The 21,210-nt window shown below is 70.1% G+C and carries 23 protein-coding genes and 1 pseudogene; 12 read left to right on the top strand and 12 right to left on the bottom strand.

Going from position 1 to position 21,210, the window contains the following annotated elements:
• Positions 1 to 175 precede the first annotated feature (175 nt).
• Both ABD858_RS01615 and ABD858_RS01610 read left to right on the top strand, forming a co-directional pair.
• On the top strand, positions 176 to 1,009 hold the full coding sequence (locus ABD858_RS01615; RefSeq protein WP_345033982.1) for a TIGR02452 family protein: 834 nt from the start codon (positions 176 to 178) through the stop codon (positions 1,007 to 1,009).
• Between the two features lie 625 nt (positions 1,010 to 1,634).
• On the top strand, positions 1,635 to 1,934 hold the full coding sequence (locus tag ABD858_RS01610) for a hypothetical protein (protein WP_345033980.1): 300 nt from the start codon (positions 1,635 to 1,637) through the stop codon (positions 1,932 to 1,934).
• Between the two features lie 351 nt (positions 1,935 to 2,285).
• Here ABD858_RS01610 and ABD858_RS01605 read toward each other — a convergent pair whose 3' ends face one another.
• The 3 genes from ABD858_RS01605 to trxA all read right to left on the bottom strand — a co-directional run bounded on the left by ABD858_RS01605 (position 2,286) and on the right by trxA (position 4,704).
• The gene (locus ABD858_RS01605; RefSeq protein WP_345033977.1) at positions 2,286 to 2,468 is read right to left on the bottom strand and encodes a hypothetical protein; all 183 of its coding nucleotides are present in this window, start codon (positions 2,466 to 2,468) and stop codon (positions 2,286 to 2,288) included.
• A 129-nt stretch (positions 2,469 to 2,597) separates the two neighbouring features.
• The gene (locus ABD858_RS01600) at positions 2,598 to 4,019 is read right to left on the bottom strand and encodes an amidase (RefSeq protein ID WP_345033976.1); all 1,422 of its coding nucleotides are present in this window, start codon (positions 4,017 to 4,019) and stop codon (positions 2,598 to 2,600) included.
• A gap of 319 nt (positions 4,020 to 4,338) precedes the next feature.
• Positions 4,339 to 4,704, bottom strand: coding sequence for a thioredoxin (gene trxA / locus ABD858_RS01595; protein WP_345033975.1), 366 nt, complete (start codon positions 4,702 to 4,704; stop codon positions 4,339 to 4,341).
• A gap of 117 nt (positions 4,705 to 4,821) precedes the next feature.
• Here trxA and ABD858_RS01590 point away from each other — a divergent pair, with 117 nt between their 5' ends.
• The gene (locus tag ABD858_RS01590; protein WP_345033974.1) at positions 4,822 to 6,252 is read left to right on the top strand and encodes a dihydrolipoyl dehydrogenase family protein; all 1,431 of its coding nucleotides are present in this window, start codon (positions 4,822 to 4,824) and stop codon (positions 6,250 to 6,252) included.
• A gap of 12 nt (positions 6,253 to 6,264) precedes the next feature.
• Positions 6,265 to 7,257: a nucleoside hydrolase gene (locus tag ABD858_RS01585; RefSeq protein ID WP_345033973.1), complete on the top strand. Its 993-nt coding sequence runs from the start codon at positions 6,265 to 6,267 to the stop codon at positions 7,255 to 7,257.
• Here ABD858_RS01585 and ABD858_RS01580 read toward each other — a convergent pair.
• A complete protein-coding gene (locus ABD858_RS01580; protein ID WP_345033972.1) occupies positions 7,205 to 8,380 on the bottom strand; it encodes a methyltransferase in 1,176 nt (391 codons plus the stop codon). The genes ABD858_RS01585 and ABD858_RS01580 overlap by 53 nt on opposite strands.
• A 64-nt stretch (positions 8,381 to 8,444) precedes the next feature.
• A complete protein-coding gene (locus ABD858_RS01575) occupies positions 8,445 to 8,732 on the bottom strand; it encodes a tetratricopeptide repeat protein (RefSeq protein ID WP_345044196.1) in 288 nt (95 codons plus the stop codon).
• 176 nt (positions 8,733 to 8,908) lie between these two features.
• Between ABD858_RS01575 and ABD858_RS01570 the strand changes: the two genes are divergently transcribed.
• A complete protein-coding gene (locus ABD858_RS01570; protein ID WP_345033971.1) occupies positions 8,909 to 9,874 on the top strand; it encodes a pirin family protein in 966 nt (321 codons plus the stop codon).
• A gap of 632 nt (positions 9,875 to 10,506) precedes the next feature.
• On the opposite strand, the gene ABD858_RS01565 is transcribed toward ABD858_RS01570, so the two are convergent.
• The 5 genes from ABD858_RS01565 to ABD858_RS01545 form a co-directional block, all read right to left on the bottom strand.
• Positions 10,507 to 10,734 carry a hypothetical protein gene (locus tag ABD858_RS01565; RefSeq protein ID WP_345033969.1) on the bottom strand — a complete coding sequence of 76 codons (228 nt, stop codon included), beginning with the start codon at positions 10,732 to 10,734 and terminating at the stop codon, positions 10,507 to 10,509.
• A 330-nt stretch (positions 10,735 to 11,064) separates the two neighbouring features.
• On the bottom strand, positions 11,065 to 11,466 hold the full coding sequence (locus ABD858_RS01560) for a hypothetical protein (protein WP_345033968.1): 402 nt from the start codon (positions 11,464 to 11,466) through the stop codon (positions 11,065 to 11,067).
• Positions 11,467 to 11,629: 163 nt separating this feature from the next.
• The gene (locus tag ABD858_RS01555; RefSeq protein ID WP_345033967.1) at positions 11,630 to 13,219 is read right to left on the bottom strand and encodes a phytoene desaturase family protein; all 1,590 of its coding nucleotides are present in this window, start codon (positions 13,217 to 13,219) and stop codon (positions 11,630 to 11,632) included.
• Positions 13,212 to 13,664 (bottom strand): SRPBCC family protein, encoded by a 453-nt coding sequence (locus ABD858_RS01550; protein WP_345033966.1) that lies wholly within the window; start codon positions 13,662 to 13,664, stop codon positions 13,212 to 13,214. Before ABD858_RS01550 ends, ABD858_RS01555 begins: the two co-directional genes overlap by 8 nt.
• Before the next feature lie 443 nt (positions 13,665 to 14,107).
• Entirely contained in the window at positions 14,108 to 14,263 is a 156-nt protein-coding gene (locus ABD858_RS01545) for a DUF6131 family protein (RefSeq protein WP_345033964.1), read from the bottom strand.
• A gap of 683 nt (positions 14,264 to 14,946) precedes the next feature.
• Here ABD858_RS01545 and ABD858_RS01540 point away from each other — a divergent pair.
• From ABD858_RS01540 to ABD858_RS01530, 3 genes are read left to right on the top strand one after another with little or no spacing between them, the layout of a single operon-like run.
• Positions 14,947 to 15,633, top strand: coding sequence for a HemK2/MTQ2 family protein methyltransferase (locus tag ABD858_RS01540; protein WP_345033963.1), 687 nt, complete (start codon positions 14,947 to 14,949; stop codon positions 15,631 to 15,633).
• Entirely contained in the window at positions 15,617 to 15,886 is a 270-nt protein-coding gene (locus tag ABD858_RS01535) for a CDGSH iron-sulfur domain-containing protein (RefSeq protein ID WP_345033962.1), read from the top strand. Before ABD858_RS01540 ends, ABD858_RS01535 begins: the two co-directional genes overlap by 17 nt.
• Complete coding sequence (locus tag ABD858_RS01530; protein ID WP_345033960.1) at positions 15,886 to 16,908, top strand: iron-containing redox enzyme family protein; 1,023 nt, start codon at positions 15,886 to 15,888, stop codon at positions 16,906 to 16,908. The genes ABD858_RS01535 and ABD858_RS01530 overlap by 1 nt, the downstream gene beginning before the upstream one ends.
• A 409-nt stretch (positions 16,909 to 17,317) precedes the next feature.
• Here ABD858_RS01530 and ABD858_RS01525 read toward each other — a convergent pair whose 3' ends face one another.
• Together ABD858_RS01525 and ABD858_RS01520 are read right to left on the bottom strand one after the other, a co-directional pair.
• Positions 17,318 to 18,250 (bottom strand): SRPBCC family protein, encoded by a 933-nt coding sequence (locus tag ABD858_RS01525; protein WP_345033958.1) that lies wholly within the window; start codon positions 18,248 to 18,250, stop codon positions 17,318 to 17,320.
• A gap of 4 nt (positions 18,251 to 18,254) precedes the next feature.
• A complete protein-coding gene (locus ABD858_RS01520) occupies positions 18,255 to 19,055 on the bottom strand; it encodes a histone protein (RefSeq protein ID WP_345033956.1) in 801 nt (266 codons plus the stop codon).
• Between the two features lie 269 nt (positions 19,056 to 19,324).
• On the opposite strand from ABD858_RS01520, the gene ABD858_RS01515 reads away from it, so the two are divergent.
• The 4 genes and pseudogenes from ABD858_RS01515 to ABD858_RS01500 all read left to right on the top strand — a co-directional run.
• Entirely contained in the window at positions 19,325 to 19,675 is a 351-nt protein-coding gene (locus ABD858_RS01515; RefSeq protein ID WP_345033954.1) for a gas vesicle protein GvpO, read from the top strand.
• Between the two features lie 25 nt (positions 19,676 to 19,700).
• Complete coding sequence (locus ABD858_RS01510) at positions 19,701 to 20,180, top strand: gas vesicle structural protein GvpA (protein WP_345033952.1); 480 nt, start codon at positions 19,701 to 19,703, stop codon at positions 20,178 to 20,180.
• A gap of 3 nt (positions 20,181 to 20,183) precedes the next feature.
• A complete protein-coding gene (locus ABD858_RS36675) occupies positions 20,184 to 20,888 on the top strand; it encodes a GvpL/GvpF family gas vesicle protein (protein ID WP_425586128.1) in 705 nt (234 codons plus the stop codon).
• Positions 20,889 to 20,969: 81 nt separating this feature from the next.
• Positions 20,970 to 21,107 (top strand): annotated as a pseudogene (locus tag ABD858_RS01500) (tyrosine-type recombinase/integrase); the annotation flags it as partial.
• Positions 21,108 to 21,210: the final 103 nt, after the last annotated feature.

Raw genomic sequence — 21,210 nt, 5'->3', positions numbered from 1 at the left:
GGTTTCTCCTTCCGAATACCGTCAGCGCGCCGACCCGGGACCGGGGAGGCGCCGGGTCCCACCCAATCCCGTGCCGTGGAGTCGCACAAGGGTGCCCTTTCGAGAGGAAATGGGGTTGCGGCAACGACACTTGGACGTCAACGATGCTCCGCGAGAACCACACGGAAGAAGAAGCATGAGCAGACGCCTGCGGAACATCGCACAGCAGACCATGGAGATCGTCAGGGCCGGCGGGTACGAGACACCCGCGGGGCACGAGGTGTCGATCGCCGCCTCCGTGGCCGCGGCCGAGGCGGGAACCCGGCTGTACGGTCCGGACCCCGTCCCGGTGACACCCGACCGGGACTTTACGACAGTAATCGAAGTCACGGCCGAAAGCAGCCTGGAGGCTGCCCGCCGTCTCGTATCCGCCGCGCCGGACCCGGTCGCCGTCCTCGGTTTCGCCTCGGCACGCAATCCTGGCGGAGGCTTCCTGAACGGCGCCCAGGCACAGGAGGAGGCACTGTGCCGGTCCTCCGCGCTGTACGCCTGCCTGCTGCGGGTGCCGGAGTTCTACGACCACCACCGGGTCGAGCGTGATGTCTTCTACTCCGACCGGGTGATTCACTCGCCGGGCGTGCCGGTCTTCCGCGACGACCGGGGCACGCTTCTGGAAGAGCCGTACCGGGCGGGTTTCCTGACCGCGCCCGCACCCAACGCCGGGGTGATCCTGCGGACCACGCCGGAGCTGGCCGGCCGGATCCCGGCCGCACTGGCGGACCGCGCCGAACGAGTGCTGGAGACCGCCGCCGTCTGCGGCTACCGGAGGCTGGTGCTGGGGGCCTGGGGCTGCGGGGTGTTCCGCAACGACCCGGCGCAGGTGGCGAACGCATTCCAGGCGCTGCTGATGGCAGGGGGCCGGTTCTCCGGCCATTTCGAGCACATCGTCTTCGGCGTACTGGACCGTACGCCCGATGCGGCCACCCGCCGGGCGTTCGAGACGGCGTTTCACCATGGGGCCCTTCGGTAGGATTTGTCACGATTGCCACGCTAGAACCTGTACGGCCCATCCCGCAGCGGGGAACGGCCGGCCGGGACGGACGTTCAGGTGGTGGCCCATGGACCGGCACGCCATGTCCTCGCTCGCCTGCCGACCTCGTCGTCACGGCGGCGCTGCCCGCCCTGGCCCTGTCCGCGCCCGCCGCGGCCGGACGCCCGACATCCTGCGGTGCGCCACCGCGCTCGTCCCCCGGGAGCGGATCGAGATGGTGCTGCCCGTCTACGGCTGGGACTGGGGACCCGGCGGGACCGGCCGCGCCCGCCGTGTCACCTGGAAGCAGGCCGAGGAACCGCGCCTCGCGCGGGGTGCGTCGTACCGGCTGGACACGGAGTCCCGCACGCCCGGCCTTCACCTACCGCGAAGCAGGCGTGCAGCGCACCGTCCGGTGCCAGGACGCCCGGGGGGACGCCGGCCATCCGCCGGTCCTGCGGCGGCATGGCGTGCGCGGCACCGTGCTGTGGGCCCTCGAAGGCCCCCGAGCTGTGGGCGGTGCCGGCGGACGGCTGACGGGTGGCGGGGTGCGGGCTGCCGGAGGACCCTGGATTTGAGGGGCCGGTCTTCCGGCCGGCGGGCCGCCAGGGAGGTGGTGACAGCGATGTTCGCGAGGCTGAGCACCTACCAGGGGTCACCCGTGCCTGCGAAGGGCGATCTGACCGCCAGTTCCAGGTCGGCCTTCCAGCAGGTCCAGGACCTTCCCGGCTTCCGGGGCGTCTACTACCTCCTCGACCGGGCCTCCGGGAAAGCCATGACGCTGAGCCTGTGGGAGAACGAGGACACCATGAGGGGCAGCGAGGACCGTGCCACCCGGATCCGCGAGGAGACCACCCGGAGGGAAGGCCAGCGAGTCGTTTCGGTCGAACGCTTTGAAGTGGGCTTCAGCCAGCTGGCACCCTGACGCCACGCCCGGCGGCGGCGTACGGCCGGGGTGCGACCGGCCCGGCCACGCGCCCGCCTCACTCCTCCTCGTCTTCGCCCAGCGGGATCCGCTCGGCGAGGGGGGCTTGGTGGCCGGCCGGCCCTGATGCCCGTTCTGCTGCGCCGGCCCCATCTGGGCCAGCGGCTGCCGGGTCAGGCCGAGGCCCGTACCGCCCATGGTCAGTGTCTTGGCGAACATGTCCGACATGCCGTCGGCCCCGTTCGATACCCCTGTCGTCCGCGACGCGCTGATCGGGTTCCACGCCCGATCAGCGCGTTCAGCGCACACCGGCCGGCGTGGCCGACAGGGTTCAGGTTCGGGAGGCCCGCCTCACCCCGCCTCCACCCGGGAAGTGTCCCCAACGGGCGTGCCGGCCGGGACACTTGCGCCGGCCTGCGTGCCGTGCCGCAGGAAGGACACCAGCTTGCTGCCGGCCTGGAGCAGGTTCGCGCAGGCCAGCGCAGCCCACAGGCCGGTCAGCCCGCCCGCGTCGGCGATCGGTACGGCCGGCACGGAACCACACGACGGTCCACATCAGGCTCGGCCCGGTGCGCTTGAGCCCGATGAGGGCGAAGCCCGGCCGTGCCGGTCACCCGTCCGAGCAGGCCCGTCATCGTCGCGTCGTCCATGCGGGGAGCGTACCTATGAGGCGGGCCCGGGGCGATGGAGCGGGGGCGGCCGGTGCTCGAACCAGCGCTGGTCCGACTCGAGTTGTGCGGCCAGTGAGATCAGCAGCGGCTCGCTGTGCGCCGGGCCGAGGAGCTGGGCGCCGAGCGGCAGGCCGTCGGGTGTGAAGCCCGCGGGGACGTTGACGCCGGGCCAGCCGAGGACGTTCCACGGCCAGGCGTAGGGGCAGGCCGCGATCACCGCGCGGTCGAGGCGGTGGCCGGAGAGACCGATCAGGGCGCCCACCGGGGGTGGGGGAGTGGCGGTGGTCGGTGCCAGAACGACGTCGAAGCGGTCGAAGATTTCGCCGATGCGGCGGTGGAGTACGGACTCCGCCCGGCGCGCCAGGCGCAGCGGGGCTCCGTCGAGCAGTCCGCCCAGACGGACGGTGCCACGGGTGCGCGGGTCGAGCAGGGCCGGTTCCGGTACGCGGGACGCCCACTCGCGCAGGCCGGCGGTGGCGCGCGGTATGAAGGCCGGTCCGACCGCGCCGTACGAGGGGTCCGCTGCCGCGACGTCATGGCCGAGGGCCGTCAGCCGCTCGGCCAGCCGGGTCACCGCGGCCCGTACGCGAGGGTCCAGGTGCTTGGACGTGGCGGTGAACGGCATCCGTGTGGAGAGCGCGATGCGCAGCCGGCCGGGGTCGCGGTTCGCGGCGGCGGACGCGTCGACGGCGGGCGGCCGGTGCAGATCGCCGGTGTGCGGTCCGCTCGCGGCGTCCAGCATCAGCGCGGCGTCGGCGACCGTACGGGCCAGCACGCCATGGACGGTGATGCCGTTGAAGGCCTCGGCGTCGGGCCAGGTGGAGATGCGGCCGCGCTGGGGCTTGATGCCGACCAGGTGGGTCCAGGCGGCGGGGATCCGTATGGATCCCGCGCCGTCGGAGCCGAGGGCGGCCGGGACGAGTCCCGCCGCCACCGCGGCGGCCGACCCGCCCGATGAACCGCCGGGTGTGTGGCGGGTGTTCCAGGGATTACGGGTGTCCCCGAAAGCGGGCCCCTCGGTGAACGGCCACTGCCCGAGCTCCGGGGTGTTCGTCTTGCCGACGATCACGGCTCCGGCCGCCCTGAGGCGCCGTACCGCCTCGCTGTCGGCGGCTTTCGGCGGGAAGCTGCCGGGACAGCCGAAGGCGGTCGGTTCGCCGGCCACGTCCATGTCGTCCTTCACGGCGACCGGCACACCCAGCAGCGGCAGCCGGACGCCCTCGGACAGCAACCGGTCGGCGGCCTCGGCCTCGGCGAGCGCACTCTCCGCGCGTACCACCCGGAAGGCGTTGAGCACCGGCTGGGACGCCGAGATCCTTTCGAGGGTCTGCTCGGTCAACTCCCGTGCGGAGACGTCGCCTTGGGCGAGGGAGCGGGCGGTGTCCAGCAGACCCGCCGGGAGAGGTGTCGACACGGAACCTCCCGTTACTCGCTGGCAGTGACCAGGGTAGCGGGAGGTCCCGTCTCATGCGTCAGATCCATTCGTCCGGCGAGGACATGAAGCCGTCGAAGCCGCACGGTGGAGGGCGCGGCACGCCCTGGTGACCGTACGGAGACGTCGAAGCCGCGCCTCACGAGCAGGGCGGCCCGCTCCGGTACTGCGAACGGGTGTCGACCGGGTCAGCGGACGGATCGGGCGTACGGCGAGTGCGCCCGGCACGGAGAGGCCGGCGCCCACCAGGAACAGCGCGGGATACCGAGTACCAGGCACAGCCGCACGCAACACCCCCGCGTCAGCCGGCCTCCGCCTCCGCGACGGACTTGCGGACCTCGTCCATGTCCAGTGCGCGGGCCTGGCCGATCAGATCCTCCAGGGCGGGCGCGGGCAGGGCGCCCGGCTGGGCGAAGACCGCGACCTTCTCCCGCACGATCATCAGCGTGGGGATGGAGCTGATCCCGAAGGCCGCTGCCAGCTCCGGCTGGGCCTCCGTGTCGACCTTGCCGAAGACCAGGTCCTCGTGGCGCTCGGAGGCCGCTTCGAAGACCGGTCCGAACTGCCGGCACGGACCGCACCACGCGGCCCAGAAGTCGATCAGAACGAAGTCGTTCTCCGACACGATCTGATCGAAGTTGTCCTTGGTGAGCTCGACAGTCGCCACGTCGCCCTCTCTTTCCTTCCGGCTCCCCGATGGAGCCACCCGCCACAACCCGGACCGTACCGGGGGTATTCCGCCCGCCCTGTGGCCACGCCGTGCGACCCGCACCAGACTGTGCGTATGACGGAGGAGTCGGAATACGACGTAGTGGTGCTGGGCGCAGGCCCCACCGGCGAGAACGTGGCGGACCGCACCAGGGCCGCCGGCCTGAGTACGGCGGTGGTGGAGTCCGAGCTGGTCGGCGGCGAATGCTCGTACTGGGCCTGCATGCCCAGCAAGGCGCTGCTGCGCCCGGTCATCGCCCGGGCGGACGCACGCCGCCTCCCCGGGCTTGGGCAGGCGGTGGACGGCCCGCTCGACACGCAGGCGGTGCTCGCCCGCCGGGACGAGAAGACCGCGCACTGGAAGGACGACGGCCAGGCCGAATGGGTGGACGGCATCGGCGCCAGGCTCTACCGCGGCCACGGCCGGCTGACCGGCCCCCGCCGGGTCACCGTCAGCGGCCCGGAGGGCGACCGCCACATCCTGACCGCGCGGCACGCGGTCGCCGTGTGCACCGGCAGCCGGGCCGTGCTGCCTCCGCTGCCCGGCCTCGCCTACGGGCATGTCTGGACCAGCCGCGAGGCAACCAGTGCCCAGCAGGTCCCCGGCAGGCTCGCCGTGGTCGGCGGGGGAGTGGTGGGCACCGAGATGGCCACCGCCTGGCGTGCCCTCGGGGCCGAGGTGACCCTCCTGGTGCGCGGCGACCGGCTGCTGCCCCGGATGGAGCCCTTCGCGGGTGACCTGGTCGCCGAGGCGCTGACCGAGGCCGGGGTCACGGTCCGTACCGGCGTCTCGGTCGCCGCGCTGGTACGGGACAGCGGCGCCGGACATCCCGTGTCCCTGGTTCTCGACGGCGGTGAGCACATCGAGGCCGACGAGGTGCTGTTCGCGACGGGCCGTGCCCCGCGCACCGAGGACATCGGCCTGGAGACGGTAGGCCTGGAGCCGGGCGCGTGGCTGGAGGTGGACGACACCTGCCGGGTGGTGGGCAGCGACTGGCTGTACGCGGTCGGGGACGTCAACCGGCGGGCGCTGCTCACCCATCAGGGCAAGTACCAGGCCCGTATCGCGGGCCCCGCCATCGCGGCCCGGGCGGCAGGCCGGCCGCTGGACACCGGCCGCTGGGGCGCGCACACCGCGACCGCCGACCACGCCGCCGTACCGCAGGTGGTCTTCACGGACCCGGAGGCCGCCTCCGTCGGCCTCACTCTCGAGGCCGCCGAAGCGGCCGGGTACCGGGTACGGGCCGTCGACCACGACCTCGGGGCGGTGGCGGGCGCCGGGCTGTACGCCGAGGGCTACCGCGGCCATGCCCGGATGATCGTCGACCTTGACCGGGAGGTCCTGCTGGGCGCGACGTTCGTGGGCCCCGGGGTCGGAGAGCTGCTGCACTCCGCAACCGTGGCGGTCGCCGGCGAGGTGCCCATCGACCGGCTGTGGCACGCGGTCCCGGCTTATCCGACCATCAGCGAGGTATGGCTGCGGCTGCTGGAGACGTACCGGAAGTGAAGGAGGCGAGTCATGGCGCTCGCACCGATCGTCCTCGACAGTGATCCGGGACTCGACGACGCCGTGGCCCTGCAGTATCTGCTCGGCACCGGGCTGTGGGATCTGAAGGCCTATACCAGCGTCGGAGGCAATGCCCCCGCCGAGCAGACCTTCCGCAATGCCCGCGGCCTGGCACGGGTCTTCGGCATCGACGGCGACGTACCGGTCCACCGCGGCTCCGGCCGGCACATCAGCCGGACCGAGTATGCCGTGGACTTCCACGGCAGGACGGGCCTGGGCGAGGAGACACTGCCCGATTCCACCGTCCCCGAGCAGACCGAGCCGGCGCCGGCCGTGCTGATCCGGCTGTCGAAGCGGTACGAGGGCGAGCTGACCGTCGTCGCCACCGGACCGCTCACCAATGTGGCCACCGCCCTGCTTGCCGACCCGGGCCTGGCCCACCGGGTCCGCAAGCTGGTCTTCATGGGCGGTGCCGCCCTCGTGCCCGGCAATGTCACCGCGGTCGCCGAGTTCAACATCTGGGCCGACGCGGACGCCGCCGACATCGTGGTCTCCAGCGGCATCCCATACACCATGGTCGGGCTGGACGCCACCCACGGCTGGCGCTTCGGCCACGGCGACCTGGCCCGCCTCGAGGCCGCGGGGCCCGGCCAGGAACTGACCGCCCGTATGATGCGCGCCTACCTGAAGACGTACGAACGCAACAAGGGCGAGGACACCTGCCCGCTGCACGACCCCCTCGCGGTGGGCGTCGCCGCCGACGAGTCGTTCGTCTCGGCGGCCACCGGCACGGTCGTCGTCGAGTGCGCGAGCGAACTGACGCGGGGGAAGACGGTGTTCCTGGCCGAGGACAAGGCCGGCCAGTACACCTACCCGCCCGCCGTCATGGCCCGTACCAGGCACTCCGGCCGGGTCGCCCTGTCCACCGGACCGCGCGACTTCAGCGCCGACTTCACCGAGACCCTGCTGCGCCGCCCTGCCGTCGCTTGGCGGCCCGCAGGATGACGAACTTGGGGTTACCGGCGACGACTTCGCAGTTGCCGAAGAGCTTGCGAAGCTTCACGTGGTACCCGAGATGGCGGTTGCCGACGACCCACAGCTCACCGCCCGGCCGCAGCGCCCTGCGCGCCCCGGTGAACATGCGCCAGGCCGTCGCGTCCGTGGTCGCCCGGTGCGAGTGGAACGGAGGATTGTTCAGCACCAGGTCCACCGTCCCGGCCGGTACGGCCGACAGCGCGTCACCGGCCAGGAACTCCGCCCTGGCGTCGGAGTTCGCCCGGAACGTGGCCTCCGCCGAGGCCACCGCCTGGTACGACTCGTCGATGAAGGTCACCTCGGACTCGGGATTGGACAGCGCCGCGGCCGTGCCGATCACACCGTTGCCGCAGCCCAGGTCCACGACGTGCTCCGGGCCCCGTCGCCGGGGGAGGTTCTGCAGCAGGAAGCGGCTCCCGATGTCGAGGCGTTCCGCGCAGAAGATGCCCGCGTGGTTGGTCACGGTCCGGCCGGAGATCGCTCCGATGTCCTGCGGAAGCGCGTAGGTGAGCGGCCAGGGGCTGGCGGTGCGGGGGAGTCCGGGGTCCGGTGAGCAGAAGATCAGTCGGGCCTTCTTGACCGCGAGGGAGGTCCGGGTCGGGCCGAGGATCTGCTCGAACAGCTTCAGCGTCGAGGTGTGGATCTCGGTGACCATGCCCGTCCCGACGACGACCGTACCCGCGTGCACCGCGGGCGCCAGGCGGTGCAGCTGGTCCTCCAGCAGCGCCAGGCTCTTGGGGACCCGGACCAGCAGCACATCGATCCGCTCCGGGGGCGTGTCCCGGGTCGACAGCAGTCGCACCGCGTCCGCGTCGGCACCGTTGCGCGCGAGGTTGGCCAGGGTCGCCTGCCGGCCGAGGAACGAGTCGGTGATCTGCACGGGGCGGTGCCCGGCCAGTGCGGTGACCAGGGCACCCCACCGGTCGCCCACCACGACGACGGTGCCGGCGAGGTCCGCCGGCTCGCCGTCGGTTCCCTTCAGGTGTCGCAGCAGGTACTCGTCGGCGGCGTCCCAGGCGCGCAGCTGGTCGCGCGGGTCCTCCGGAAAGCGGGTGAGATCGAACTCGCCCCAAGGCGTCGAGAAACGGTTCATCGTGCCCTCAGGCTAGCCGAGCCGGTGCGTTGCCCCTGGTCAGGCTCCCGGACTCGGGGCCCCGTCAGGCCCCGAACTCCGGGTTCATGGCGACGGCCAGTCGCAGCTCCCGGGCCGCCTCCGCAGCACGGCCCTGGCGCTCCAGCGTGCGGCCCAGCATCAGCCGCGCGTACGCCTCCACCGGGTCGCGCTCCAGGACGGCCCGCAGCTCGGCCTCGGCCCGGCGCAGCTGCGCCGAGTGGTAGTAGGCGCGGGCGAGCAGCAGCCGCGGCGCGACCTGCCCGGGCTCCTCCTCGACCAGACCGGTGAGGATGCCCGCCGCGGTGACGTACTCCTTGGCGTCGAAGAACATCTGTGCACGCTCCCAGCGCTCGGCGGGCGTTCCGTGCTCGTAATAGGTGTCGGTCTTGATCTCGCTCACACCGTGGCCAACATCGGACCGTGGTTGAATATTTCACCACCGGTGTGAGCCGGAGAGGCCGCCGCGCGCCGGGACACGAACACGGCGACAGGAATAGGTTGACCGCCATGAGCAATCTCGATCGCCAGGCCACGCCATCCGTCTGCGGCGGCCGGGGCTTCGTCGTCGCCGAGCCGGTGCGTGAGCTCCTCAGTCCCCGCCGCGTAACGCTCGGCGAGTCCACCGAGGTGCGCAGACTGCTGCCCAACCTCGGCCGCCGCATGGTCGGCGCCTGGTGCTTCGTCGACCACTACGGGCCCGACGACATCGCCGACCAGCCCGGAATGCAGGTTCCGCCCCACCCCCACATGGGCCTCCAGACCGTCAGCTGGCTGCACGAGGGCGAAGTACTGCACCGGGACAGCCTGGGCAGCCTCCAGACCATCCGGCCCAAGGAACTCGGTCTGATGACCTCCGGCCGGGCGATCAGTCACTCGGAGGAAAGCCCCAGGCCGCACGCCAGGTTCCTGCACGGCGCACAGCTGTGGGTCGCCCTGCCCGACAGCCACCGCCACGTCGAACCGCACTTCCAGCACCACCCCGAGCTACCCGTCGTCACCGCCCCGGGTTTCACCGCCACCCTGATCCTCGGTGAAATCGACGGTGCCGCCTCGCCCGGCACCACCTACACCCCGATCGTCGGCGCCGACCTCGCCCTCGCCCGGGGCGCCGAGGTCTCCTTGCCGCTTGAACCCGACTTCGAGTACGCCGTGCTCTCCATGTCCGGCGAGGCCCATGTCGACGGCGTGCCCGTACTCCCCGGCTCGATGCTCTACCTCGGCTGTGGCCGCTCCGAACTCCCTCTGCGCGCCGAATCCGACGCCGCCCTGATGCTGCTCGGCGGCGAGCCCTTCGAGGAGGAGCTGGTCATGTGGTGGAACTTCATCGGGCGTTCGCAGGCGGACATCGAACAGGCGCGCAGGGACTGGATGAAGGGCTCCCGCTTCGGCGAGGTGAAGGGCTATGACGGGGGCCGACTGGCCGCGCCCGAACTCCCGCCGGTGCCGCTCAAACCGCGCGGACGAGTACGTTGACCTGGGGTTATAGACATCGGTCCCATTGTCGCAAGGTGCCGGCACCGGCCCCTCCGCCTGCCATGCGGAGGGGCGTGCTCGCTGCGTCGAAGTGATCCACTCGGACGTGGGGAGCGAGCTGCACGTGTCGGCACCTGTGACCAGGTCTAATCAGACTCTTGCTGACCCTTTGCTGACCTTACTGACGAGTCATCAGATGGTTGCCTGTCGGGAGCGGGAGCGGTCTCGAGTGGCTCGGGGGAGCGGGCGCGCCGTCCGCACGCGACGCGAGGGTGGCTGGACGGTGGTGCTCAGCCGTAGGGTGCGGGCGTCAGTGGGCAGCATTCCAGTTGGAATGGCAACAGGGCCACCTCTTCCGCCCGGGTCCCTCGTGGGAGAGGCAGTAGAGCAGATTTTCCGCGTCCAGTCTGAGAGTGCCAGACGAGGGCAGGGCCACGAACCGGACTGTGCCTGGCGACAGTTGACCACGCACCCGCGGCCACAGATGGATACGATATGGGGACGATGCGGAAATGTTCGTGCGATGGCCGGGTTGGGCGTCGAAGTATTCAACACCCTTATGGAATAAGGGGCCATTCCCACGGTTCGCTCGCTGCCCCGTCAGCGGCCAGGCCATGCCGTAGATACCTTCTTCAGGTGCGCTCCGCAGACGCACCAGCGGGATCTACACCGGCGAGGGCACCTTCGACCTGGTCGGCAACTCCGCCGATGGCCTTGCCGTGGCGGTAGGCCTCGGCGACGGGCCGGCCCTCGCCTTCAAAAACACCGCCGCCACTGCTCTCGAACACCTCACGCACGCCATTGGGCCGGTACGGGGCGACACCGGTGTGCACGACCGTCCAGTCCGGAGGGAAGAACACCTCCGGCCCCACCGGCAAGGGCAACCATGTCCGGGCCGAGCTCGGCCAGTAGCATCCCGCAGTGGGAACTGGGCATCCAGACCTTTCCCGACACCCCGGTCCCGCAGGCCGGCCAGATGGCGGAGCGCGGGGCGTACGGGCCGTGAGGAACATGGTGCTCAAGGCTGTTGTGGTCTTCTTGGCCGCTGCCTTCGTCGCCTTCTTCTGAGCCACGCCTGGTGTCTCCCTCCACGGATTCCTCGGCCTGCGACTCCGGCACCTTGAGTACGGCCGGATCGGCTAAGCCTGCTCCGATCGTGGGTAGGCGCTGCGCTCGACCGGCCGGTAGGGTCAGCGCGGCGCGGTGCGGTGGCCGAACCAGTGGCGGCGGCTGCCGGGGGCGTCGGCCACCGGGCCGCCGGTCTCGGCGCGGGCGATGTCGCGTTGCTTGATCAGGTCGTCGCGTTCTCGATCGACGGCGGCGGCCTCGCGGCGTGACATGCCTGCTCCGCGTCGGGCCCGCGCGGAGCGACGGACTCCGAGCATGACCAGGGCCAGGCCGAGCAGGGCGGCGCCGCCCACGACGACCCCGGCCAGGAAGACACTTCCCGTGGAGCCCATGACGTGGTAGCCGAAAATGGAGAAATCGCCGCCGGTGCCAAGAGCGTGATCGGCTCCCATGTTGCCGAATATGCCAACAACGCCGATGATCACGGCGGCGATCAGAATGATCAATCCCAGGATGAGAATCATGGACTGCTCCTTGCGTCCGTGCCCGGACGACCGCCGGACACGGCTGGCGCCTACCCGGATAGGGAAATGTCACGCGGGACGGCGGACACCGAGGGCCCGCGTGTGCGCACGAGGTGCGGTGCGCTGACACTCCGCTGCGGGTGAGACCGGCCGGCACTGGTTGTCAGATGCGTTGACCGCGGTGGAGGAGGGTGTGCAATCCCTGGGCCCGGAGTGCTGCCCGGGCGGCGTTCGCGCCGGGTGCTCCGTGGACTCCTCCGCCCGGGTGGGCGGCTGCGGAGGCGAGGTAGAGGCCCTTGACCGGGGTCTCGGGCCGACCGGTGCCGGGGGTGGGGCGGAAGATCGCCTGCTGGTGGAGGGCGGTGGTGCCGTTGTTGATGGCGCCGTTGTGGAGGTTCTCGTTCATGGCCTGGAGGGTGGTGGGGGCCAGGATGCGGCGGGCGCCGATCAGCGTACGGAATCCGGGGGCGAACCGTTCCACCTGCGCTTCGATGCGGTCCGCCATCGCTTCCTGCTCACGGGCGTCCCACCGGCCTGTGATGCCGTCGGGGCCTGCGTCGGAGGTGATGTGCTGGGGCAGGTGGGTGTAGGCCCACGCCGATTCGGTGCCGGCCGGTGAGCGGCTGGGATCCGCTGTGGTCATCTGGCCGAAGAGGGCGAACGGTTCGTCGGGAACCTGCCCCATGGCGATCTGCGAGGCGAACCGGGTCAGGCCGTCGATGCCGGCGGCGACGTGGACCGTGCCGGCCCCGGCGGCCTGCCGTGCCGTCCACGGCACCGGGCCGGTCAGGGCCCAGTCGACCTTGAAGGTCGCGAAGTCCCACTGGAAGCGTTCCAGGTCCCGTAGCAGGCGGGACGGGAGGTGTTCCTGCCCGACGAGGTCCCGGTACAGCGCGGTTGCCGACGTATCGGCGAGCACGGCCCGACGTGCGCCTACCGTTTCTCCGCGGGCCGTCCGCACCCCCACGGCCCTGTCACCGCGTACGACGACTGACGTGACCCGCTCCCCGCAGCGCAGGGCGCCCCCGCGGCGCCGGAGGCGGCCCACGAGCGCTGCGGTCAGGGCGTCGGCCCCTCCCACGGGGACCGGGAAGCCGTGGCTCTGACCGAGCATCGACATCAGCCAGCCGAAGCCGCCACTCCCGGCGGCTTCCGGGGACAGGTCGGCGTGCAGGGCGTTGCCGGCCAGCAGAAGTCGGCCGCCCGCGCCCGTGAACTCCTCCTCGCCCAGGCGGCGCACGGGCAGGGCCAGGTTCCGGGCCAGTCGGAGTCCGCCCGCAGCTCGGAGCTTCGCGGCCAGGTGGAGGCCGGCGCGGACCGGTGGGAAGGGGGTGAACAGGGCCTGGACGAGATCGGGCCCGACGCGGCTCCAGAGACTGTACATGTCACGCCAGGCGTCGCCGTCGGCCGGCGCGAACGCCTCCAGCCCGGATGCGGTCTCCTGCACGCGGCGTTCGAGGACCGCGCACCTGCCGTCCAGCAGTGGGTGGGCCAACACGCGCGGGGCGTGGCTCCATCGCAGTCCCTCGGCGGCGAGGTCGAGGCGGGCGAGGACTGGGGAGGCGGCGGCGAGCGGGTAGAACGCGCTGAAGACGTCCGAGACGTAGTCCGGATGGACACCGCGGTCACTGCGTACCGCCCCGCCGGGTTCCTCCTGGGCCTCCAGGACCTCCACGTTCCAGCCGGCGTCCGCCAACAGGTTCGCGGCCACCAGCCCGTTGGGGCCCGCGCCGATCACCACAGCGTCAGGCATGGCGCACCTCGCCGTGCCGCCGTTCCACGACCTTGGCCAGACGGGCCAGCATGCCGCGGTGGCGGAGCTGGAGCAGCGCTTCGGTGGCGGGGTTGTGGAGGGTGCCGCCGATGCCGCGCAGGGGGTGCTCGTCGCAGACGACGAGGGTCTCCCCGCCCCACGGCCGGAGCTGGAGGAAGATCCGTGCCGTACCGAGGGACTTGAAGGAGGCCTCCAGTTCCAGCTCGCGGCCAGGCTCGGTGTGCCGGACAGTGGTGACTCCGTCGAGCGACCAGGGGCCCAGGCGGACGGTGTAACGGAGTCGCGAGCCGACCCCGGGCCAGGCGCCATCGAGGGGCGTGGACTCGGAGGGCCCCACCACCCATTCTCCGTACGCGTCCGGATCCGCGAGCACCGCCCACACCGCCTGAGGGGGACGCCGGATCAACTGGTGTCGGACAGCCATGGGACAAGTCCTTCTGCCGGGGCGGAGGGAGAACGGCGCAGCCGCAGTCGTGCAGGGGATGCGCCGGGCGGGTGGCTGAGGTGGGGCTTGCGGTACGGCGGCCATGTGGCCGCGAGACTTTGCTGTCTGATGGAGGGGCGCTGCGGGCGGTGCACCTTTGTCCACCTGCCTTGGCGACCAGGCCTCCTGCTCCTCGCGAAGCCGTCACACGTTTGCGCCGGGAGCAGGGGCCGCCCGAGAGTACGTGCACAACGGGTACAGATGAGGGTCAGCCAGCGCTGCGAGTGCCGGGCGGGTCCTGGGGTGCCCCTGTGTGGGCTGGGGCCCTCGCCGTGCGGGGGTTGGGATGACTTCGGCTGCTTGGCCATGGTCGGGCTGCCTGCTCTCCTCCGGGCGGGGAGAATCCCCCTCCGCGTGCGGAGCTCCCCGTGCTGACGTGTTTGTTACCAGTAGTGCTTGCGTCCGCCTACGGAGTGTCCGAGGGCGCCGAGGATCCAGAGGATGACTCCGATAACGGCGAGGATGATGCCTATGGTCCACAGGATGCTGATTCCCGTAACGAAGCCGATGACAAGCAGAATTACGCCGAGGATGATCATGGTGCCCTCCGATTTCACTGTGACGCTTCTTCCAGCCTAGGCGTGTTCGTCACCGTCGGCGTGCCGTGTATTGCGGAGGGCCCCACCCAGTGCGCGGGCCCCTTAGGACAGCAAGCACCGGCCGGCTCCGCGCTCGAAGGCGCTCACGGGATGGAAGACGTGGGGGCGACGAGGCGGGGTAGGCGGTGGGAGACAGGTGCCACCGCAGGAGGCGCGATGGCAGACCGAGCGAGGTCCAGGCGTCACCCGCGGACGGCGCCGGCCGAGGCTGAGGCCGTGGGCGAGAGCGGGGGCCGTGGGGTCCGGCGCCAGGCGGACGATGCCGTCGTCCGGCGTTCGAGCAGGGCGGAGGACGAAGCGGATGCTGGGGGCCACCGTGCCAAGCGCCGGCGTCCGGGTAATGGCCGTGAAGAGCAGGTTCGTGGCTGGATCCGGTCACCCCGCTGATAGATCCCCCAGGGGAGGCCACCGTGACGGGTCAGCCTGTTGCCGCTGCATGGTCAACCGGAATTTTCGGGTAATGAAATGCGGCGTGCGCCCGAATTGGATTTTCGTCTGATCCTCCTGAGAACGGCGGGCTTCCGGATGGTGAACAATTAGATGGGAAGGCGCAAAGCCTCGGCAGTCTGCCGGCCTCCGCAATTCGTCATGGCGGGCGTGCCGGTCGCTCAAGGAGATGTGCCATGTCCTGTTCGGCTCTGGTTGGGGGCAAACTGCCCGCGGGCCTGATCGCTCTGCCGGGTGTCTACCGGCCGCAGGCAGACACCCAACTCCTCGCGGCGGCGCTCGACCATGAGGACCTGGGGCCCCAGACCGACGTGCTGGAGATCGGTACGGGCACAGGCGCCCTGGCCCTGCATGCCGCGGGCCGCGGCGCGCGGGTCACGGCGGTCGACGTTTCCTGGCCGGCGGTGGTCACGGCACGCCTGAACGCCCTGCGCCGGCGGCTTCCCCTGCGGGTGCTGCACGGCGACTTCGCGGCGCGTACCGCCCGGCGCCGCTTCGACCTGGTCGTCGCAAATCCACCGTACGTCCCCGCCCCGCGGGCCCGACTGCCTTCACACGGGCCGGAGCGCGCCTGGGACGCCGGTCTCGACGGGCGCACGGTCATCGACCGGATCTGCTCGGCCGCTCCGGCTTTGCTGCGCCCCGGGGGCACCCTGCTGATGGTGCATTCGGGGATGTGCGGGGCCGAGGAGACCGTCGCCCGGCTGACCCGCGGGCAGCTGGTCGCCGAGGTCACGGCAACGGCCTCCATACCGTGGGGCCCCGTACTGCGCTCGCGGCGGGCCTGGTTGGAGCGCCAGGGTCTGGCGGCCCAAGCCGAGCAATGGGAAGAACTGGTGATCATCCGTGCCCGACACCTCTGACCGGGCCGCTGCCGGCGCCCCGGACCCGGCGTACGCGGCGACGCCCGTACGCCGGGTGTTCGTCGACCCGCAGGGCCCGGTCGTGGTCGAGGGACCGATCGAGATCGCTCTGGAGGACGGGGCGGTCGTCCGGTCCGACCGCTTCATGGTCGCGGTGTGCACCTGTCGCCGCAGCCGCACGTACCCGTGGTGTGACACGAGCCACCGCCGCCGCGCGCGAGACGTCTCGCCGCCCGAGGACAGGAACCCGTGATGAGCCCTTCCGCCCTGACGGCGACGGCTGTCGGCCCCCGCCTGGTCGAGGGACGGGGCGAACTGTCCGCTGCCGTGACCGACGCCCTGCGGTCCGGCCGCCCTCCGGCGTACGACCCGGGAGCGGTCCTCGGGGCCGATCCGTGGGGGGAGGACCTCCAGTTCGCGCTGTATCTGCTGTACGAGCTGCACTACCGCGGCTTCGATGACGTCGACGACGCACGCGAATGGGATCCCGACCTGCTGCGGCTGCGCCAGGCCTTCGAAGGCCGCTTCCTGCACGCTCTGCGGGCTGAACTGTCCGACGGGTCAAAGTCGGTCGAGGCCGCGTTCGCCCCGCTCCTCGTCGAGCCCGTCGACCTTTCCGGCAGTCTCAGCCACTACCTGGAAACCGAGGGCGAGTTGTGGCAGTTGCGCGAGTACGCGGCCCTGCGCTCCCTGTACCACCTCAAGGAGGCGGACCCGCATGCCTGGGTCATCCCCCGGCTCACCGGCCGTGCCAAGGCCGCCATGGTGGCCGTCGAGTACGACGAGTTCGGCGCTGGACGCGCCGACCGCATACACGCGGAGCTCTTCGCAGACCTCATGGCCGACCTCGACCTGGATCCGACGTACGGCCGCTACCTCGACCGGGCCCCGGCGGCCCTGCTCGCCACGGTGAACCTGATGTCCCTCTTCGGGCTCCACCGGGCCCTGCGCGGTGCGCTCGTCGGGCACTTCGCGTGCGTCGAGGTCACTTCGTCGCCCGGATCCCGCCGCATGGCCAACGCCATGCGGCGCTGCGGGGCAGGCCCCGCAGCCGAGCATTTCTACACCGAGCACGTGGCGGCCGACGCCGTCCACGAGCAGGTCGTACGCCACGAGGTCGTCGGCGGCCTCCTCGCCGACGAGCCCGCCCTGGAGGCGGACATCGCTTTCGGCTGCGCGGCCACCATCCTCCTGGAAGACCGCCTCACGGCCCACATCCGCGGGGCCTGGGACCAGGGGCACACAGCGCTGCGCACCCCCCTGCCCGGGCAGTGACGGATGGGGCGAGGGAGGCCGTGTCCGTTCATGCCCGGTGGGCCAACGACGCCGAGTGTGATGCGCAGCACATCGGCTGTGGCTCGGACGTGCCCGAAACCGGAGGCCAGGAGCCCCGTTTCAGGGCCACGAAGAAAGTAACGGGGCTGGTGCGGGCCCAGGACTCCACCAGTGTGCGGTGCACTACCGGGATCCAAGCTTCGGCAGGTTCATGGCGTCCTGGTCGACGCCAGCGAGGAGGGGCCGGCTCCGTCGTAACCCGGTAAGGCGCATGAGTACCTCAAGGCCGTGATCTGGAGCGAGAAGGAGATCTGATCTGAGGAGCCTCGGGAGCATCAGCCGATTCGCGGGGAGCCGTGCTCGAGACGGAACATACCGCCCTGCCTTGCGTCTTTCCACGGCTGCCCCGTCACTCTTCGTCCTTGTCGTACTCCTCTTCCTCTTCCTTGTCCTCAGGGCCCTCGTCCTCGTCGTAGCCCTCTTCCTCTTCTTCGTCGTCCCCTTCGTATTCAGCCGCCGCTTCCTCCTCTTCCATTGCCTCCTCGTGGGTACGGACCACCTCGCTGTCGCGGATTTCGCCGCGCCAGCCCTCGACTTCCTTGTCGGTGAGCGTGGCGTACCGCTGGAAGTGCTTGAAGTCCAGCCGCAAACGGCGTCCTTGGACACGCCAGAGGTTGCCCGTCTTCTCGAAGAAGCCCGAGGGGTAGTATTCGACCACCAGCACGATGCGCGTCAGGTTGGGTGCGAGCTCGTGAAAACTGACGCAGCCGCGAGTCGTGCCCTTTGCACCCTCGGAGGTCCATACGATGCGGTCGTCCGGCACTTGTTCCTGAACAGTCGCCTTCCAGCCGCGGGTTGAGGGGCCTACCTTCACCTTCCAGTCGCTGCTGGTCTCGTCGCCCTTGGACACACTGCGCACGCCTTTGGTGAAGCTGCTGAACTCCTCGTACTGGGTCCAGCGGTCGTATGCCATGCGAATCGGCACTCCCACGTCCAGCACTTCGACGATGTTCATCACCTTCGTGCTGCCGGACTTGCGTCCCTTCCCACCGCCGAACACGTCCTTGACCTTGCCCAGCACGCTGTCCTTGATTCCCTTGGCCTTCTCGCTGACGAACGCCTTCAACGGGGAATCGCCCTTGAGGATCCGGGCGCCGATGGCAGGGAGTTTGCCGCCATTCTCGGCGACGTCCAGGAGTTGGTCGGTGACATCCGCAAGTTTGTCCCCGGCTCTGTCTGCCAGGTGCTCCACCTGGGCACCGAGATAGTCGACGAGCTCGTCGCGAAGCATCTCCAGACCCGAGCCTTCGCCGCGGTCGGTGTCGAGATCTTTACTGGCCATGACCCTACCTCCGCCGCGCGGCAGCCGTCTTGGCAGTCGCCTTCTTCGCCGTGGCCTTCTTCGCGGTCGCTCGCTTCGCAGTCGTCTTCCTGGCCGCAGTCGTCTCCTTCGCCGGGGGGGCGGCCCTCTTCGCCGGTCGTATCTGCGCGGCCTTCCTTGCGGGCGCCGCCCTCTTCGCTGCGGGCCTCTCCGCGGCAGCCTTCTTGGCCGGGGCCATCTTCGAAGGGGCAGCCGTCTTGCCAACAGAGCGCTTGGCCGCCCGCTTCTCGGCGGCGCTCCCCGAGGTGCGGCGGCGGTGCCGTGGCGGCTCCTCCTCAGCTGCTTCCTCCTCGGGCTCCTCGGCCTCTTCCTCCGGTTCTTCCTCCTCCGGCTCTTCCTCCTCCTCTTCCTCTTCGCCCTCGTACCGCTCCTCCTCCGGCTCCTCCTCCTCTTCCTCTTCGCCCTCGTTCTCCTCCGGTTCCTCCTCGCCCTCTTCGTACTCTTCCCCCCTCTTCTCGCCTATGCGAAGCGTGCGTTCATGGAGGGCATCTGCGAGGTCGGCGAGGCGGCGATCGGCGGTGGCCGCCAGGGCTTGGCGTCCGGCGTCCATCAGTCCGCCACGCAGCTGGTCGTTCAGCTCGGCGACTCCTGGAACGTCTCCGAGTTTGTGTAGGCCTTCGGTCACCAGCTGCTGAGGATTGAGCGCGAAGCGGCGGCCGGCGAGATAGGTCGCCACGGCGAAGGCGAGACGTCCCTTCTTCGTGCGTCCGAGTACATATCCACCGGCGACCGCGGCAGCAAGAGCGATCTTGGTCGTGTTTTTCATGAACCGGTTCCCTTCGAAACGGGCAGGGGGACAACGCCCAGTTCCGGGCCCAACACCCCTGCCCAGCCCGCGATTAAGGAACAAAGGGACTCACGCTACGCATCATGTGGACCGCTGCCCCCGGGCAGGTCTCATACGCTCGTCTGACGGACTCAGGCAAAGCCGCCAACGCTGGCGCTACCCACGCCTGTGCGATACATGTCCCTATACAATGAGATTGTATCTTCGCGCGCGGAATATGGCGCCCGCTCCGAACCACCGGAGAGACCATGGCCGCACCAGAACCCGCCCGGCGGCGGTCCAGCGGTAGCCGTGGCACCGGCCGGGCCAGTGCCAAAGAGGCGCAGGGCCGCTCCCCCAAGGGCAATGCGGCTTGGGCCATGCGCTCCGCGGCCGAACAGCTGAAGGAATTGCTCGGACGGGCCCCCGAGTCGGTATCGGCGCTGAAGCCGACGGATGACGGATGGGAAGCCGCCGTAGAGGTACTCGAACTGGAACGCGTCCCAGAAACCACCAGTGTGATGGCCAGCTACCGAGTGACACTCGACAAGGAGGGCAATCTCGTGGCGTACGAAAGGACGCGCCGCTACACCCGTGGACAGATCGACCGGCGAGGCTGAAGCACAGCCGGTGAAGGGAGGCACCATGACCGTGGTGCCGCAAGGTGGAGGCGGTGTTGCCCGGGGTGGTGGTACCAGCAGCCTCTACGACGTCCTGGAACTCATTCTTGATCGCGGACTCGTGATCGATGTCTTCATCCGCGTGTCGCTGGTGGGGATAGAAATCCTGAAGATCGACGCTCGCATTGTCGTGGCCAGCGTCGACACGTATTTGCGCTTCGCCGAGGCGTGCAACCGTCTTGATCTCGAAGCCGGAAGGAAAGCGCCGGCCCAGCTGACCGACATCATCGGCGAGTCCGTGGAGAGCGGGGCCCGGGGCAAGACGAAGGGCGCCCTCTCCGGCGCCGTTGAAGCGATCACCGACTCCGTCAAGGACGTCACCGACCGTGACAACAGTGACGCGGAGGAAGACGAGGACAGGGAGCAGGAACCCGTGGAGAGGCCACGGCGTCCGGCTCGGCGTACCGCCCGACAGGAAAAGGGATCCCCCCGCGAGAAGGAATGAGCCATGGCCGTATACATCTACTCCATCACCAGCAAACAGCACCCGCTGCGTATCGCTGATCTTTGCGGCGTAGGCGAGCCTCCTGCCGGCCTGCGGACAGTGACCGGTGGACCGCTGTGCGCGGTGGTCAGTGACGCGCCGGAGGACCTGCGTCCCAAACGCCGTGACATCACCGCACACCAGGAGGTGCAGCAGCGCCTGATGGCGGACGGCACCGTACTGCCCCTGAGGTTCGGCCTCTTGGCAGCGGACGACGAAGCCGTCCGGCTGACTCTGGAGGAGCGCGCCGAGGAGTACACGGACAGGCTTCGGGCACTGGAAGGTTGCGCCGAGTACCACCTGAAGGCGTCGCAAGAGGCAGGCGAGCGTGCGGTGCATCGTGGAATCGGACACCGGACGGGGAAACAGCCGGCCGTGGTGCAACTGGAGCTGCTCGGCCTCCAGGATGCTGCGGGCTCCCAGCACGATGGCGATCGCGACCTGCACGAACACCGTCGCCCGGTCCCGCCAGCCCGTCCCGGCCCCGGACGGAAACGCCCTGGCCAGCGCGCCGGTCAGACCCGTTCGGTCCGCCAGGCGCCGCAAGAGGACCACCCCCGCATGCCCCACCAGACCCCGACCGTCGGCCTGCACCCGCAGCCCGTCATCCCAACCTGTACGGCGTCTCACCAGAACGGTGCCCTGACTCTTGTGCCGGATACGACGTAGACACTCGCATCCTTACAGGTCAGCGGCACCGTTCTGCTATCGAGACGTCAGACCACCGAATTCCACTGAAGAGCCAGGGCCAACCGCATCCCGATCACCGACGTCGCTGAGTGGATGGGGCACAGGAGCATCGACGCCACGTTCAAGATCTATCGTCACCTCATGCCCGGCTCGATCGGCAAGGCGGCCAAGGTCTTGGACGTGGGCCTGGCCACTTGACATGCGGAAGGGCGCCACGGCGCGACGGTGCCGCGATGAACCTTCAGGTCCCGATGCTGACCTTTTGCTGACCCTCTAGGGCCGCGTATGTGCCTGACCTGCG

This window comes from Streptomyces sannanensis (genome assembly GCF_039536205.1).
GTDB lineage: Bacteria > Actinomycetota > Actinomycetes > Streptomycetales > Streptomycetaceae > Streptomyces > Streptomyces sannanensis.
This window is presented reverse-complemented; position numbering and strand designations above follow the sequence as displayed.